Origin of the sequence: Pseudomonas sp. 2995-1 (assembly GCF_002742505.1) — a bacterium.
GTDB lineage: Bacteria > Pseudomonadota > Gammaproteobacteria > Pseudomonadales > Pseudomonadaceae > Aquipseudomonas > Aquipseudomonas sivasensis.
Genome location: NZ_LJSA01000398.1, coordinates 1 through 15,858, shown reverse-complemented (window position 1 = coordinate 15,858; position 15,858 = coordinate 1). Strand labels below are relative to the sequence as shown.

Genomic DNA, 15,858 nt, shown 5'->3' with positions numbered 1-15,858 from the left:
CAGAATTACTTCTTGAGGACGAGTTCGACCGGGGTTTCGATCACGCCGTCTTTGGCATCGACTTTCTCACCCTTGACCAGCTTAAGGGCGTTCTGGATACCGAATACCGCTTGCTGGGCAGCTGCCTGGTCGGCGGTAGCCAGTACGCGGCCGTCCTGCAACATCGGCTTGATCGCTTCGATATTGTCGTAACCCACGACCATTACCTTACCCGCCTTGCCTGCCGCACGCACCGCGGAGACAGCGCCCAGGGCCATGTTATCGTTACCGGCCAACAAGGCCTTGAGGTCCGGGTATTCGCTCAGCATGGCCGAGGCGACTTTCTGGCCCTGGTCGATTTCCCAGTTGCCGGATTGAGTGGAAACGATCTTCATACCGGCAGCGTCCATCGCATCTTTGTAGCCGGCGGTGCGCTGCTGGGCGTTGGTGGTAGTCGGTACGCCTTCGATGATGCCGACCTTGTCACCTGCAGCCAGTTGCTTGGCCAGGTAGTCGCCCACGAGCTTGGAGCCCTTGCGGTTGTCGGGGCCAACGAAGGGAATATCGAGATTTTTGCTTTTCAGTACACCGGGGTCCAGGCGGTTGTCGATGTTGACGACCTTGATACCGGCGTCGGAGGCTTTCTTCAGTACGGTGACCAGTGCCTTGGAGTCAGCAGGCGCGATGACGATGGCGTTGACCTTGGCGAGGATCATTTGGTTGACGATATCGATCTGCGCGCTGGTATCAGTTTCGTTCTTGATGCCGTTGGTGATCATGTCGAAATCGGCGGCATGGTCTTTCTGGTAAGCCTTGGCACCGTCCTGCATGGTGACGAAGAATTCATTGGCGAGAGATTTCATCACCAGGCCGACCTTGGGTTTGGCGGCGGCGTCGTCAGCAAAGGCAGAGGACAGAGGTAAAGCGGCGGATGCGGCAGCAAGCACAGCGACAGCAAGAAGACGTCCAGCGAATGGCAGCTTCATGGGTTCACTCCGATCTTATGATTATTGTGAGCAACGCTTGCACCGAAGAGTCCTTCGGCAGCCATCCCACACGGGTGGCTGATTCGATCTTTCAGAGCACTCAGGGAGCGCCGCGTGAAACATCTCGCAAACGTTTGCGTTAATCAAACTATGAGAACCTTGTCGAGATTTGTCAACGGTAGAACACAGCCTTTCATCTAAGGCCTCTAGCCTCTGTCCTCCCGTCCGGCGAAAGGACGTTATTAAACATTCCCTCCAACGCTTCGTTCTCTGAAACGACAGACCTCTTCATGCGACTCAGTATTTCCCGATGATCATCTTCGGACAACCGAACGCAATCATGCAGCGTGTTCGGAAAGCCGGACAGACGCATTGCGGGACCTGCCATAAGAACGACAATTATTGTTATAAATCAGCTAGTTAATTTATATCCAAGAACTTAATCAGCCTGGTACAAATCCTGCTCCTACCCAGCACCTCGTGGCATTCAGAACCGCCCGGGCGCTCTAGATGAACCTGCTACAGCACTCATCAAAAACCAGAGAGAAAAACAATGAAATCTGCACTGAAGAACTTTGTTCCGGGCGCGTTAGCCCTTCTGCTGCTGTTCCCTGTTGCCGCTCAGGCAAAGGAAGTTGAATCCAAGACCAAACTGGCCAACGTGGTAATTCTCGCCACCGGTGGCACCATTGCCGGCGCTGGCGCCAGTGCGGCCAACAGCGCTACCTACCAGGCGGCCAAAGTCGGTATCGAGCAATTGATCGCCGGTATTCCTGAACTTAGCCAGATTGCCAATGTGCGTGGCGAGCAAGTGATGCAAATTGCATCCGAAAGCATCAACAACGAAAACCTGCTGCAACTGGGTCGCCGCGTCGCCGAACTGGCTGACAACAAAGACGTGGATGGCATCGTGATCACCCACGGTACCGACACCCTGGAAGAGACCGCCTACTTCCTGAACCTGGTGGAAAAAACTGACAAGCCAATCGTGGTAGTTGGTTCCATGCGCCCAGGCACCGCCATGTCGGCCGACGGCATGCTCAACCTCTACAACGCCGTGGCTGTAGCCGGCAGCAAGGACGCGCGCGGTAAAGGGGTGCTGGTGACCATGAACGACGAGATCCAATCGGGTCGCGACGTAAGCAAGATGATCAATATCAAGACCGAAGCCTTCAAGAGCCCATGGGGCCCAATGGGCATGGTGGTTGAAGGCAAATCCTACTGGTTCCGCCTGCCTGCCAAGCGCCATACCATGGATTCGGAATTCGACATCAAGAACATCAAAAGCCTGCCGGACGTCGAAATCGCCTACGGCTACGGCAACGTAAGCGACACAGCCTACAAAGCCCTGGCCCAGGCTGGTGCCAAGGCAATCATCCACGCGGGTACTGGCAATGGCTCGGTATCTTCCAAAGTGGTGCCTGCCCTGGTGGAACTGCGCAAGCAAGGCGTGCAGATCATTCGCTCCTCCCACGTGAATGCCGGCGGCATGGTGTTGCGTAACGCTGAACAGCCTGACGACAAATACGACTGGGTTGCTGCCCTCGACCTGAACCCGCAGAAAGCGCGGATTCTGGCAATGGTTGCCCTGACCAAGACCCAAGACAGCAAAGAGCTTCAACGGATTTTCTGGGAATATTGATTCCTGACTGAACCTTGTATGTGGCGAGGGAGCTTGCTCCCGCTCATGTACGCAGCGCCCGAAAGCTTCTTTTGGGGCCGCTTCGCGGACCAGCGGGAACAACTTCCCTCGCCACAACAACCTACCTATCCCTCTCCCCCCGCCCTACACCCAACCCCCTAACTCGCCGCCAGACGAATCTCTTAAATTTTAAGCGGTTGCGAAATTGCCCACACTTAAATACTGTATGCACGTACAGTTTATTAAGGAATGCTCCGTGGCAAAGTCATCTTCCGCAGTACCTACCCCGCCCGATGCCTACACACGCCTGGCCATTCGCGTGCAAAAAATCATCAACTCCACCAATGCCCAAAAAGCCAAGGCAGCCCTGATCTTCCGCTTGCCGGAGGAACCAGAGGACGATTGGCAGCGCTTGTTGGAGGAGATTGCGGAGAACGACAACGTCACCCTAGCCTACCGGGATGACGGTGGCGTGCAGATTTTCTGGGTTGTGCCGAAGGAAGATTGATTGAATGAGTGCCCGTTTTATTGCTGTGTGTTGCCTGTTTTTTGCCGTTACCGCTCACGCTCAGGCGCCCCGAACCTTCAGTGAAGCCAAAAAAGTTGCCTGGACACTCTACGCCCCGCAATCCACCGAGTTCTATTGCGGCTGCAAGTACAGCGGCAACCGCGTTGACTTGAAAGCCTGCGGATATATCCCACGCAAAAACGCCAACCGCGCCGCACGCATCGAGTGGGAACACATTGTTCCGGCCTGGCAGATCGGACATCAGCGCCAGTGCTGGCAGAATGGCGGGCGCAAGAACTGCACGCGCCATGATGACGTGTTCAAGCGTGCCGAAGCAGACCTGCACAATTTGGTGCCGAGTATCGGCGAGGTCAATGGAGACCGAAGCAACTTCAGCTTTGGCTGGCTGCCGGTGCAACGCGGGCAGTACGGTTCATGCCTGACCCAAGTGGATTTCAAGGCCAAGAAGGTGATGCCGCGACCTTCCGTACGCGGGATGATCGCGCGAACCTACTTCTACATGAGCAAACAATACGGCTTGCGCCTGTCGAAACAGGATCGTCAGTTGTACGAAGCCTGGAACAAAACCTACCCGGTCCAAGCCTGGGAGCGCCAGCGTAACCAGACGGTGGCGTGTGTGATGGGGCGTGGCAATGAGTTTGTCGGCCCGGTCAACCTGAAAGCCTGCGGTTGAAGATGGGCGGCGCTGCCGCCCAATCGGCCCGTTACTGCGCAGGCTGGTGTTCGATGATCTCAGACACCGTGTCAGTTTTCTTGGCACGAGCCATCTTTTCGTTAAGCAGGGTCTGCTTTGCCTCGGCTTCGGCCTTAGTTGCGAACGGCCCCAACAGCACTTCGTCCTTGCCGTCGACCTTCACGATATAAAAATTAAAACCATGTTCCAGCAACCAGGCGGTCAGGTCGGTGATCGCCTGCAGTTTGTGGTCCGGCGGACCTACTCGCAGGTCCCACTCTTGGGCGGCAATCGCACCGGTTTGTGGCTGGCTTTCGGTCACGGCAGGCTTGGCCTTGGGGGCGTCGACGCGTTTGCCTTCACCGCAACCGGCCAGTGCCAACACCGCAATTGCCATCGCTACTTTACGCACTGCCCTGCTCCTCTAAGGATAAAGAGGCAACTTTATCATTCACTGTCTATTCTGGCCGTCATAAACGTTGGCTTAAACAATGCGAATGATGTATCCCAGACCTGTATGATGCCGCCATGGGAATTAATGTCGCCTCTATGCGTCCTAAAAGAGGCAGTCACAGGGAAGCGCTTAGCAGTAAGCTACACACATCCGACACCTGCCCTGTCTGAAACATGTGTCCTAAAAGCAATCAAGGAGAAGTCCATGCTTATACTCACCCGCAAAGTCGGTGAAAGCATAAACATCGGTGATGACATCACGATCACCATCCTGGGCGTCAGCGGCCAGCAAGTAAGAATCGGCATCAACGCCCCCAAGGATGTTGCCGTGCATCGCGAGGAGATCTACCAGCGCATCCAGGCCGGCCTGACCGCTCCGGATAAAAACCAGACGCCTTGAGGCGCACTCAGTAGCCAGCCCTTTCGTTCATGTAACGGCTGGCGAAAGCCTATTGGACTGTTCTTGGGCTGAATGAGTGATCAGCGTCGTCCAAAGTCCATGCGCCCCAAAGATGAAATTATCCTCGCGTCTGGAACTTGTTCCACTATCCAAAGCCGAATCTCCTGACTGACATACTTCCATCCGTGTGGACTCAGGAGCACGTCGATGAGGCCTATTACCGCGCAGCCATTTTTTTCCAGATCCTGGATGATTGCCCTGCTGATTGGGCTGGCCTTTGTGGGCGTAGAATATGGCCTGCGGCTGGAAGTCGAAGGTTCGGACCCCGCCTATCCTAAGTCCTGGTTTGATTTGGCACTGCTGCTGTGTGCGTACCTGTTCATGTTCTGCCTCAAGCCTATCCAGAAGGCATTGCAGCGTCAGCTGTGCCGGCGGGCCGAAAATAGAACTGGCGGCTGACCAAGCGAACCAAGCCGAGACCGGATACGGACTTGGCTTTTTTGTGTCAGTCCACTGCGCTCTGCAGGTACAACAAGCCATCAGCGCTGCGATGCACCTGCAACTGTTCATACCCTTCAATCGATGGATGCTCCGTGGGCATGGGCTTGAGGTGCGTCGATGTTACGACCAGCACATCCGCACCCGCCGCCTCCCCCGCACGAATCCCCACCGTCGCATCCTCAAACACCAGACAATCCTGCACCGGCACGCCCAGGCGTTGCGCACCCAGCTCATAACAGGCGGGGTTCGGTTTGCCGATAGCCACATCCTCGGCCGTTACCAACACCGCCGGTGGCGCGATACCCGCTGCCTGCAACCGACGCAATGCCAACGCCTTCGGCGCAGAGGTGACCAATGCCCACTGATCACCAGGCACGCTATTGAGAAACTCGACGGCACCGGGAATCGCCACGACGCCTTCCACATCGTTGATTTCAGCCTCGGTAATCCACTGCGCTTCAACTTGCGGGTCGACGCCGGGCAATGCCTGGCGCGTGATAGTGTCAATCGCCCGCGCACCATGAATGGTGGTCAGGAAGGCCGCCACGTCCAGCCCATGGCGTTCAGCCCAGATGCCCCACACTCGTTCGGCAGCGGCAATGGAGTTGAGCAGGGTTCCATCCATATCGAACAGGAAGGCGCGGTAAGGGCGGGCTGATACAGCTGAACCTCGGATAGACACTGCGGGGTTTCCTCGTAAGCTGAAACGAATAATCGGCCCGATGCAATCTACGGATCACCTACTGGGTTGTAAACGCTGACGCCCCAACAGCCAGCCAATCATTACGAATTTGTCATCATCCTGTTGGCTGGCTGTTTGAAGTACGGGGTTACCGTGAGCGCACTGGCACGACTCAACTACCCAGTGCAGGCCATGGCCTACGCCAGTGACAATTGATCGAGCTACACTGGCGCCACGTATTGAATCAAGGCATTTCACATGAACATCCTCGTTGTCGAAGACGAACCCAAGGCCGGTAATTACCTCCTCAACGGCCTGCAGGAACTGGGTTACTCCGTAAGCCTGGCACGGGACGGCGTGGACGGCCTGCACCAAGCACTGGAAACGCCGTTCGACGTGATCGTGCTGGATGTAATGATGCCGAAAATGGACGGCTGGGAAGTACTGCGCCGCCTGCGTAAAGACTCCGACACCCCAGTGCTTTTTCTGACAGCTCGCGACGATATTGCCGATCGCATCAAGGGCCTGGAGCTGGGTGCCGATGATTACCTGATCAAGCCGTTCTCTTTCGCCGAGCTGGTAGCACGCTTACGTACCCTGACCCGTCGCGGCCCGATCAGGGAAGAAGAACACCTGCAAATCGCAGATTTGCACATCGACGTACTGAAACGCCGCGTCACTCGCGCCGGTACACGCATCACCCTGACCAATAAGGAGTTCGCACTGTTGCACCTGTTCGCCACCCATCAGGACCAAGTGCTGTCGCGCTCGCTGATCGCCTCGCGGGTATGGGACATGAACTTCGACAGCGACACCAACGTGGTGGACGTGGCCGTACGGCGCCTGCGCCTGAAAATCGACGACCCGTTCACGCTCAAGTTGATCCACAGCGTGCGGGGCATTGGCTACCGTTTCGATACCCAACCATGACCCACCGTCGCCATTATTCCCTGACACTGCGCCTGGCCCTGATCTTCGCCCTGCTCGCCTTTGCACTGCTCGCTACCGTCGGCGTGGCGCTGTACCGCGAGTTGGAGCGCGAGCTGATCCGCCGCGACGATGTGCAATTGATTTCCCGCGTGGATCAACTACGCAACCTACTTAACGACAGCAACACACTGGACTTGATCAAGACCAAGCCGGAACTGTTCCAGAATATGTTGGGCAACCGGGAATCGGTGCTGAGCATCGCCGCACCCGGCCAAAAACCGCTGCTGCTGGTAAACCCCGCCAACATCGATCTGCCAGCAGTCGAGCCGGTCCCCAAAGGCCACATCCTCACGCTGAGCGATGTGCAGCATTTGCCGGGCGTAAATGGCGTGCCCTTTTCCACCTTGGCCGCATCCATAGACTCCGGCGACCTCGGGAGCCTGCAAGTCACCAGCGGGCGCCTGATGACCGAGCGTACCGCCATGCTCGCCAGCTATCGGTTGAGCGTGTACGTCCTGGCGAGCATCGCCGCGATCTTCCTCGCACTGGTGGGCTACTTGTTGGTGCATCGCGGCCTGCTACCGTTACGTCGACTGGCCCGACACGCTCAAGGGATCGGCGTCGGTAACCTGGCCGAACGCATCGACGGCCAGGGAGTACCAAAAGAACTGCTGCCGATGATCGAGTCGTTCAACACCATGCTTGAGCGCCTGGCCAAGGGTTTTGCGCAACTGGGCCAAGTATCCACCGACATGGCCCACGAACTGCGCACGCCGATCAACAACCTGCTGGGGGAAACCCAGGTTGCCCTGCAACAGAACCGCAGCATCGAAAGTTATCAGCAGCTCTTGGCCTCCAATGTCGAAGAGCTTGAGCGCCTGGCGCGAATGCTCGACAACATGCTGTTCTTGGCCCGCACCGACCCGGCCAGCGCCCTGCGCCAGCGCCAGGCACTCAGCGCCGCCGATGAAGTGGCCCGCATCGCCGATTACTTTGAAGGTTTGGCAGGCGATGCGGACATCAGCATTCGTGCCGAGGGTGAAGGCGTGATCTGGGCCGAACCGATGCTGCTGCGCAGGGCCCTGGCGAACCTGTGCGCCAACGCCATCAAATACGGCGCACCGGGTTCCGAGTTGTTGATCCAGGCGATTGCGGACGCCGAGGGCATCCACCTGCGAGTCAGCAACCAGGGGGAAACCATCCCTGCCGTGCATTTATCGCGACTGTTTGAGCGGTTCTATCGGGTGGATGAATCAAGGGAACGTTCGGCCCAGTCCAATGGCCTGGGCCTGTCGATTGTGGCGACCATCATGCAGTTGCATCACGGCCGGTACAGCGTCAGCAGCAAGGACGGCGTGACCTGTTTCGAACTGTTTTTCCCTGGCCGCGAGGCGTAAACAATCGCCTCTTGCCGCCACCGGCAAGCCGAAGTGTCATCCCAGGGGCGGCGTCAACTGACCTGACCGCCCACTTCCACCACGTCTACCGGCGTGCTCCACGCCGTAGCTACTGCGACGCGCAACCCATCGACCAAGCTCGACAGCGCCATCAATGGCTGGTTGGGAACGTGAATAAAACCACTGCGAACATCCGTGCCCGCAAGCACGTGCTGCAAACGGTAGAACACCTGATTGCAGACAAACGTGCCCGCCGTCTGGGACACCGCCGCGGCTATCCCCGCCCCACGCACCGCCTTGACCATGGCCTTGATCGGTAGCGTCGAAAAATAGGCCGCCGGGCCATCCACGACAACTGCCGTATCGATGGGCTGATACCCCAGGTTGTCGGGGATACGCGCGTCGTTGATATTGATCGCCACCCGCTCGATGGAAATCTCGCCGCGCCCCGGCGCCAGACCAGTGGCGATAACCATGACCGGACGCAGTTCATTGATCAGTTGCACCAGACACTCGGGGGCGGTGGTGAACGCACAGGGCAGCCGACGCGCAACAATCTGCACATCCTTGGCGAGCTTCACGCCGTCCAATTGGCGCGCCGCCTCCCAGGACGGATTAACCGAATCTTGATCAAAGGGCTCAAAGCCCGTCAGCAGTACGGTACGCATACAAGACCTCACATCAACAGGTAGAGCAGCACAATATTGACCACCAGCATCATCAGCGCCGTCGGCAACTGGGCCTTGATCACTGCGTTCTTGTCCGGCAATTCCAGCAACGCCGCCGGCACGATGTTGAAGTTGGCGGCCATTGGCGTCATCAGGGTCCCGCAGTAACCGGAGAACATGCCGATGGCGGCCATCACTGCCGGGTTGCCGCCGTAAATGCCCACTAACACCGGCACACCGACGCCGCCAGTCATCACCGGGAAGGCGGCGAAGCCATTGCCCATGATCACCGTAAACAGTGCCATGCCCAACACATACACCATCACCGCGACCAACTTGAAATCCAGGTTGATGTAAGTGGTGGTGACGTGGGCGACAGCCGTGCCGACGCCCGCTTCATTGAACAGCAGCCCGAGCATCGCCAGCATCTGCGGCAACACCATGGCCCAGCCCAGGGCTTCGGTGAGGCGGCGTGATTCGCGCAAGGCCTGCACCGGCGTATCGCGGGTCAGCCAGCAGGCCAGGCCGAGAGCGATCAGACAGCCGATACCGAGAGACACGAAGGTGGTGTTTTTCGGATCCAGCAACGGTATACCGCCGATCTCGGTGTGCTTGAGCAATACCGAGCCGATTACCGTGGTCAGGGGAATGGCCAGCGCCGGTATAAACAGCTTGTGGCCCAGGCGGCCAGCACTGGCGCGCGAGGCCTTGTCGTGCAGCTCGACATGGGTGCCACGCCCCACGCCGCCGAACCCTGCTATCAATGCCATCACCACCACACCCGCACCGATCACCACCGATGGCAGGCGCTCGCCCACCAGAAACGGTATGGCAAACAACAGCCAGAACAAGGCACTGGACCAGCGCTTGGGATGGGTTCGGTCCAACAGAATCATGCCTGCGGTGATCAGCAACAACACACCAGCCAGCCAGTAGAGGTATTGAATGGAAATAATCATTGGGAGGCCCCTGCCGGCGTGGCGACGGGAGTCATCTCACGCGTCAATCGTCGATCAAACCGATGCAAGCGGATCGCATGGATGATGAAGGCGCAGATCGCCGTCGGGATACCCCACACCGCGATGTGCAGCGGCTCGACATCAATCCCAGAGCCCAGCAGGAACGTGTGCATCAATGCAATGGCGCCAAACGCAACGAAAATGTCTTCGCCAAAAAACAGCCCGACGTTGTCCGTCGCCGCGCACATGGCCAGCACTTTATGCCGCAACTTGTCCGGCAGCTTGCCGTAGCGCTTTTCCGCCGCACCTTCGGCCATCGGTGCCAACAGCGGGCGCACCATCTGCGGGTGCCCGCCCAGACTGGTCAAGCCCATGGCGGCGGTGGATTCACGCACGAACAGATAGATGATCAGCAGACGCCCGACAGTGGCACGCTCAAACCGTGCAATCCAGTTTTGCGCATGCAAGCGCAAGCCATGGCGCTCCAGCAAGCCGATGACGGCCAGAGGCAACAACAGGATCAATTGCAGGGCACGGGTCTGAAGGAAGCCATCACCCATGGTGGCGAGGATTTTTTCCAGCGGGAAGTGGGCAGCAAGCCCGGTGGCAATAGCCGCAGCGGTGACCACCAACAGCGGATTGAAACGTAAAACAAAGCCAACCACGATCACAAGTACGCCGATCAACGGCCATAAGTTCACAACAGTTTGCATGGCGGAGAGGTCCTTAAGTGCGCGCTGCGGCGCCATTACAGCAGGATGTGAACAAAGGGTTCACAGCAGGAAGTGGCGTGCAGTCGGCTCGGTTTTTTTATTGTTGACCCGTCAGGGCGAGCGTCAGTGGCAGCAACTGTGCTGCCTGAAAGCGGAAGGTGTCCAACAAGAAAAATTGTTGCTGCGAACCAATAAATTTTGTCGGCGACTGGAGTCCACACCGTTAACAACCTGTAGACAGTCGGCGACAGATTCGCGCATCGTGGCGCCGCGTGCTTATGGCGCCTTCATTACAACTTTAAATATGGAACGGCTGAGACCGACGCCAAGCAGCCATCCCTCATCCAACAAGGGGAAATACCGGTGACCTCATCCACAGCCGACACCGGCCTCAGCACGCAAACCCGCCTGATCGCCCTGGTGGTCGCCGTGACTTTTTTTATGGAGAACCTCGACGCCACGGTGATCGCCACCGCGCTGCCAACCATGGCCGCGGCATTCGGCGTGACGCCGGTCGACATGAACATTGGCATCACCGCCTACATTCTTGCCGTGGCGATCTTCATTCCTCTGTCCAGCTGGATCGCCGACCGCTACGGTGCACGCCGGGTATTTGCTGGCGCGATCATTGTTTTCACCCTCGCCTCGCTGCTCTGCGGGCTCAGCCAAAGCCTCGAAATGTTCGTATTTGCCCGCGTCCTGCAAGGCATCGGTGGCGCACTGATGGTGCCGGTCGGGCGTCTAGCGGTGCTGCGCAATACCGATAAAAAAGACTTGGTGAAGATGGTCGCAGTGATTACCTGGCCCGGCTTGGTGGCGCCGATTCTTGGGCCGCTGGCGGGTGGACTGATCGTGACTCATGCATCGTGGCCATGGATCTTCTACGTGAACCTTCCATTGGGCGCCCTGGCCTTGGTCGCGGCACTGTGGCTGGTACCGGAAGGCCGCGAGGCGGATGTGCGCAAGTTCGATACGAAGGGTTTTTTACTGCTGGCAGGCGCCTGCGTGGCCCTCTTGGGCGGGCTGGAATGGCTGGGCAGCCAGGCAGGCGAAATGCTCATCCCGGGCGCAGCGCTGGTTGCGGCAGGTTTACTGCTGACGGTATGGGCCGTGCACCATTGTGGGCACTACAGCGCTCCCCTGTTGCCGCTCGATACACTGTCCATCAACACCTTCCGCGTGAGCATCTACGGCGGCTCACTGTTTCGCCTTGCCATCAGCGCCCTGCCTTTCCTGCTGCCCCTGCTGTTTCAGGTCGCATTTGGCCTGTCGCCAGTGGACGCGGGGCTGTTGGTACTTGCGGTGTTTGCCGGCAACCTGGCGATGAAACCCTTCACCACCGCCATCATGCAACGCTACGGCTTTCGCAGAGTGTTGTTGGTCAATGGGGTAATCGGCGTGGTGTCCATAATGGCGTGCGCGCTGTTCACGGCACAGACGCCGTTTTCGCTGATTGCGGCCGTGTTGTTTGTGGGCGGGCTGTCACGTTCAATGCAGTTCACTTGTTACAACTCGATTGGCTTCGCAGATGTGCCCAAGGCACGCATGAGCGAAGCGTCGGCGTTGTTCAGCCTGTCATTCCAACTGGCCATGGGCATGGGCGTGACGGTGGCTGCGCTGTTGTTGCGCGCATCCATGACCGTGCAAGGCCATGAGGTTCAGGCGCAGTCGGGGGATTTCCGCGTGGCGTTCATCGGGGTGGCGTTGCTGGGGGTGTGGGCGCTGGTGGATGTGTATCGATTGCCCAAGGGTGCAGGAGAAAGTGTGCTGAACCGCGGATAAAAACGGCGGTTCAACACACTTTTCTGCGATCAGGCGGTGGTGCTGACCATCGAACCGGACGCGCTGCCCCCCTCATCCGTGACGGCCTGCAATAGCGCCGAAGTTGCCGTCTGCAATGCGGCAGCAGTGCCTGCAATTTGCGTTTGAGCCGCGGCTATAGCGGCAGCCTTGGCGTCTGCGCTCTGGCTACTGGACTGAGCCTTCTGAAGGGCCTGCTGCTGTTCTTGAAGCTGCTGCTGCAACTGCTCGATCTGTTTTTTCAACTCTTTGACCCGATCGGACTCCTGCGAGCTCGATGAGGCCTGGCCGCCGCCCGCGCCGGCCGCACCTTTAGTTTCACCGCTCGCGCCAGCGGAGGAACTGCTGGCGGTACGTGTACTTTCGGTGGTGGCGGTATCCGTCGACGTGACAGTGCTTGGAGTGCTTGCTACGGAAACGGTAGTGCTAATGTTGATAAGCATGCCAAATATCCGACGTTCAGAGATTTGAGAATGCATCGGCCTGCCAGGCAATTACTTTAGACAAGCGTTGCACGTTTAGTCGCAGCAGCAAAAAAAAGCCCAACACAATGTTGGGCTTTTACTGGTCACGCCAATGCGATCACTGGCGAGGAATCCGAACAAGGATCTGCTTGCCCTTTTCCTCGATGGTGATGTCGATCTCATTTCCGTTATCGAGCAAGGCGCTCGCACGATAGAGACCACTTTTAATCTCGTCGTCAATCGTCACGGCAACGCACGATGACGTTTGGTAAAACTGCTTATGAATGATGTCGGTGACAATTGGGCATGCCGCTTCTTCGATAGCGGACTGGCCACCGAACATTCCCAGCACGACCGATACAACGAACGCCGCCACCCAACCGTAAAAATAGTGCTTTTCCTGCTTCAAAAGCGCCGCTCGCTTCCAAAGATAAACAGGAACAATCAACGCCCACCAGCTTTGTGGCGCGGCATGACCGGCTGCTTTCAAACGCTTTTCGTCGACAACACACAGGGCTACGTTGAAGATCACAAAAACCCACCAAATACTCATACCGGAAAAGTATTCGATCAACCCACCCGCCAACTGGACGCCCGCCAACGCCCATACAAATCGATTGTCTATTTCTGTTGCTGCAAGAGGTGGTGGGCCCGAGGGGCGTGGAATGCTTTGGGCCAAGTCAGTGTCTTTCAGAGCGACCCAATCGCCCTCGCCCGGCCATACTTTTGTTTGCGCGCTGATAGTGTTCGAACTCAAGAAACCTTGCATTTGCTCAAACGTAAAAGGTCCCTGTCGCGAACCGCTCAGCGCGTAATACCACTCTACACCCGACATTTTGCTTCTCCCTGTTTTAACATCACCCACCCAAAAAGATGGCACTACGGCAGTATCGACACCCCGTCAAAGATCTTGAGATTTCAGCTGTAGAAAGTGAACGCGCAAGGGCTGGCATTGCAAAAAAGAAATCCAAGCCCGAACTGGCTGGATTGGCACGGATGAGGGAATGAAGAAGACTATCTAGTGAGAGGCAGGCAACGAAATGATACTTTTCAAATCGCAGACAACAAAAAAGGGCCCACCTTTCGGTGAGCCCTTCTAGACCGCCCAGCAGAGCGGATTTTGTTTGGTAGGCGCGATTGGACTCGAACCAACGACCCCCACCATGTCAAGGTGGTGCTCTAACCAACTGAGCTACGTGCCTGCTGTGAGGCGGCATTCTACGGAATTCCGGAGGGGTGTCAACATCTTTTTTGCAGCTAAGCCTATGAATATGCGAATTTTTTATTTGCGACCAACCTACCTGCATTTTTTGGGTGGCTGGCAGGCAATTTTCAACTCAGGTAGGATCGGCGCACTCGTAAAAAATATAAAACAGAGGTTCCAGGATGGCGAACACCCCCTACCCACAGTCGTATTACGCCGCTTCCGCGAATGCCGTTCCGCCGCGCCCGATGCTGCAGGGTGAAGTCGAAACCGATGTGTGCGTCATTGGTGCCGGCTATACCGGACTCTCAAGTGCGCTGTTTCTCCTAGAGAACGGCTTTCGCGTTACCGTGCTGGAAGCTGCCAAGGTGGGCTTTGGCGCGTCGGGCCGCAATGGCGGGCAGATCGTCAACAGCTACAGCCGCGACATCGATGTGATCGAGCGTAGCGTAGGTCCTCAGCAAGCTCAGTTGCTGGGGCAGATGGCGTTCGAGGGCGGCAGGATCATTCGCGAGCGGGTAGCCAAGTACCAGATCCAGTGCGACTTGAAGGACGGCGGCGTGTTCGCCGCACTCAACAGCAAGCACATGGGCCACTTGGAATCGCAGAAGCGCCTGTGGGAGCGCTACGGCCATACTCAGCTGGAGTTGCTGGACGAGCGTCGCATCCGTGAGGTGGTGGCCTGTGACAACTACGTAGGCGGCCTGTTGGACATGAGCGGGGGCCACATCCATCCGCTCAACCTGACACTCGGCGAAGCCGCGGCCGTAGAATCCCTGGGCGGCACGATCTACGAGCAATCGGCGGCAGTGCGTATCGAGCGTGGCGCCAATCCGGTCGTGCATACAGCCCAGGGCAAGGTCAGGGCCAAGTTCATCATCGTCGCGGGTAATGCCTATCTGGGCAATCTGGTACCGGAGCTTGCAGCCAAGTCGATGCCCTGCGGTACGCAAGTGATCACCACTGCACCGCTGGGGGATGAATTGGCCAAGACCCTTCTGCCGCAGGATTACTGCGTAGAGGACTGCAATTACCTCCTCGACTACTACCGCCTCACCAGCGACAAACGCCTGATCTTCGGCGGCGGCGTGGTATATGGCGCGCGCGACCCGGCGAATATCGAAGCGATCATCCGCCCGAAAATGCTTAAGGCCTTCCCGCAACTCAAGGATGTGAAGATCGACTACGCCTGGACCGGCAACTTCCTCCTGACCCTGTCGCGCTTGCCGCAGGTGGGGCGCCTTGGCGACAACATCTACTACTCACAGGGCTGCAGCGGCCATGGCGTGACGTACACCCACTTGGCGGGCAAGGTACTGGCGGAGGCATTGAGAGGCCAGGCAGAGCGTTTTGATGCGTTTGCCGACCTGCCGCATTACCCGTTTCCGGGCGGGCAACTGTTGCGCACGCCGTTTGCGGCGCTGGGGGCGTGGTACTACGGCTTGCGCGACAAGCTGGGATTCTAACAATGCCGCAGGAGCCGGCTCGCCGGCTCTAGCAACACACCACCAAATCGCAGACACAAAAAACCCCGGTCTTTCGACCAGGGTCTTTGCTATCGGGTCAAAGTAGCCAAAGGCTTGCTTTGTGCTTCAAGGCGTTCAGTGGGCCTTGAGGCAGATATGGCGCAGCGGACGGGACTCGAACCCGCGACCCCCGGCGTGACAGGCCGGTATTCTAACCGACTGAACTACCGCTGCGTATCGCTTGATCAGTTGAGCAAAACACCTCAACCGCCTTTAAACATCTGATCAATCAGCCTTGGCTGTTCAATCTCAAGCCTGACAAGTCAGACCTGGAAAATATGGCGCAGCGGACGGGACTCGAACCCGCGACCCCCGGCGTGACAGGCCGGTATTCTAACCGACTGAACTACCG

At 57.7% G+C, this 15,858-nt stretch carries 17 protein-coding genes and 2 tRNA genes; 9 read left to right on the top strand and 10 right to left on the bottom strand.

The genetic code is table 11. The features are described 5' to 3' along the window. Window positions 1-5: 5 nt before the first annotated feature. Window positions 6-965, bottom strand: a complete 960-nt coding sequence (locus tag AOA61_RS21340) for a sugar ABC transporter substrate-binding protein (RefSeq protein WP_032886989.1) — start codon at window positions 963-965, stop codon at window positions 6-8. 553 nt (window positions 966-1,518) lie between these two features. Here AOA61_RS21340 and AOA61_RS21335 point away from each other — a divergent pair. The 3 genes from AOA61_RS21335 to AOA61_RS21325 all read left to right on the top strand — a co-directional run bounded on the left by AOA61_RS21335 (window position 1,519) and on the right by AOA61_RS21325 (window position 3,809). Beyond that, on the top strand, window positions 1,519-2,607 hold the full coding sequence (locus AOA61_RS21335; protein ID WP_099602675.1) for an asparaginase: 1,089 nt from the start codon (window positions 1,519-1,521) through the stop codon (window positions 2,605-2,607). A 256-nt stretch (window positions 2,608-2,863) separates the two neighbouring features. Continuing rightward, window positions 2,864-3,115, top strand: a complete 252-nt coding sequence (locus AOA61_RS21330) for a DUF1654 domain-containing protein (RefSeq protein ID WP_095185575.1) — start codon at window positions 2,864-2,866, stop codon at window positions 3,113-3,115. Window positions 3,116-3,119: 4 nt separating this feature from the next. Then, window positions 3,120-3,809, top strand: coding sequence for an endonuclease (locus tag AOA61_RS21325; RefSeq protein ID WP_095185574.1), 690 nt, complete (start codon window positions 3,120-3,122; stop codon window positions 3,807-3,809). Between the two features lie 31 nt (window positions 3,810-3,840). On the opposite strand, the gene AOA61_RS21320 is transcribed toward AOA61_RS21325, so the two are convergent. Continuing rightward, a complete protein-coding gene (locus AOA61_RS21320; protein ID WP_081797711.1) occupies window positions 3,841-4,206 on the bottom strand; it encodes a penicillin-binding protein activator LpoB in 366 nt (121 codons plus the stop codon). Window positions 4,207-4,467: 261 nt separating this feature from the next. Here AOA61_RS21320 and csrA point away from each other — a divergent pair, with 261 nt between their 5' ends. Beyond that, window positions 4,468-4,662, top strand: coding sequence for a carbon storage regulator CsrA (gene csrA / locus AOA61_RS21315; RefSeq protein ID WP_003192511.1), 195 nt, complete (start codon window positions 4,468-4,470; stop codon window positions 4,660-4,662). A 207-nt stretch (window positions 4,663-4,869) separates the two neighbouring features. After that, on the top strand, window positions 4,870-5,121 hold the full coding sequence (locus AOA61_RS21310) for a hypothetical protein (RefSeq protein WP_099602674.1): 252 nt from the start codon (window positions 4,870-4,872) through the stop codon (window positions 5,119-5,121). A gap of 46 nt (window positions 5,122-5,167) precedes the next feature. On the opposite strand, the gene AOA61_RS21305 is transcribed toward AOA61_RS21310, so the two are convergent. After that, window positions 5,168-5,845 (bottom strand): HAD-IA family hydrolase, encoded by a 678-nt coding sequence (locus AOA61_RS21305; RefSeq protein WP_095185572.1) that lies wholly within the window; start codon window positions 5,843-5,845, stop codon window positions 5,168-5,170. 258 nt (window positions 5,846-6,103) lie between these two features. Here AOA61_RS21305 and AOA61_RS21300 point away from each other — a divergent pair, with 258 nt between their 5' ends. Continuing rightward, window positions 6,104-6,775, top strand: coding sequence for a heavy metal response regulator transcription factor (locus AOA61_RS21300; protein WP_032886997.1), 672 nt, complete (start codon window positions 6,104-6,106; stop codon window positions 6,773-6,775). Next, complete coding sequence (locus AOA61_RS21295) at window positions 6,772-8,172, top strand: heavy metal sensor histidine kinase (protein WP_095185571.1); 1,401 nt, start codon at window positions 6,772-6,774, stop codon at window positions 8,170-8,172. Before AOA61_RS21300 ends, AOA61_RS21295 begins: the two co-directional genes overlap by 4 nt. A 53-nt stretch (window positions 8,173-8,225) precedes the next feature. On the opposite strand, the gene pcp is transcribed toward AOA61_RS21295, so the two are convergent. The 3 genes from pcp to AOA61_RS21280 are packed head-to-tail and all read right to left on the bottom strand — an operon-like array spanning window position 8,226 to window position 10,512. Then, entirely contained in the window at window positions 8,226-8,840 is a 615-nt protein-coding gene (gene pcp, locus AOA61_RS21290; protein ID WP_099602673.1) for a pyroglutamyl-peptidase I, read from the bottom strand. Window positions 8,841-8,848: 8 nt separating this feature from the next. Next, window positions 8,849-9,799, bottom strand: a complete 951-nt coding sequence (locus AOA61_RS21285; protein WP_032887000.1) for a DUF979 domain-containing protein — start codon at window positions 9,797-9,799, stop codon at window positions 8,849-8,851. Next, window positions 9,796-10,512: a DUF969 domain-containing protein gene (locus AOA61_RS21280; RefSeq protein ID WP_032887001.1), complete on the bottom strand. Its 717-nt coding sequence runs from the start codon at window positions 10,510-10,512 to the stop codon at window positions 9,796-9,798. Before AOA61_RS21280 ends, AOA61_RS21285 begins: the two co-directional genes overlap by 4 nt. Window positions 10,513-10,875: 363 nt before the next feature. Here AOA61_RS21280 and AOA61_RS21275 point away from each other — a divergent pair, with 363 nt between their 5' ends. Beyond that, window positions 10,876-12,294 carry an MFS transporter gene (locus AOA61_RS21275; protein WP_256583475.1) on the top strand — a complete coding sequence of 473 codons (1,419 nt, stop codon included), beginning with the start codon at window positions 10,876-10,878 and terminating at the stop codon, window positions 12,292-12,294. Between the two features lie 29 nt (window positions 12,295-12,323). Here the strand turns inward: AOA61_RS21275 and AOA61_RS21270 are convergent, their stop codons facing one another. The 3 genes from AOA61_RS21270 to AOA61_RS21260 all read right to left on the bottom strand — a co-directional run bounded on the left by AOA61_RS21270 (window position 12,324) and on the right by AOA61_RS21260 (window position 13,978). Further along, the gene (locus tag AOA61_RS21270; protein WP_095185568.1) at window positions 12,324-12,755 is read right to left on the bottom strand and encodes a hypothetical protein; all 432 of its coding nucleotides are present in this window, start codon (window positions 12,753-12,755) and stop codon (window positions 12,324-12,326) included. A 139-nt stretch (window positions 12,756-12,894) separates the two neighbouring features. After that, entirely contained in the window at window positions 12,895-13,611 is a 717-nt protein-coding gene (locus AOA61_RS21265; protein ID WP_050442833.1) for a DUF4339 domain-containing protein, read from the bottom strand. A 290-nt stretch (window positions 13,612-13,901) separates the two neighbouring features. Continuing rightward, a tRNA-Val gene (locus AOA61_RS21260) sits at window positions 13,902-13,978 on the bottom strand. Window positions 13,979-14,162: 184 nt separating this feature from the next. Between AOA61_RS21260 and AOA61_RS21255 the strand changes: the two genes are divergently transcribed. Continuing rightward, a complete protein-coding gene (locus AOA61_RS21255; RefSeq protein WP_099602671.1) occupies window positions 14,163-15,446 on the top strand; it encodes an FAD-binding oxidoreductase in 1,284 nt (427 codons plus the stop codon). Window positions 15,447-15,603: 157 nt separating this feature from the next. On the opposite strand, the gene AOA61_RS21250 is transcribed toward AOA61_RS21255, so the two are convergent. Then, window positions 15,604-15,680: transfer RNA gene (locus tag AOA61_RS21250), tRNA-Asp, on the bottom strand. Window positions 15,681-15,858 lie beyond the last annotated feature (178 nt).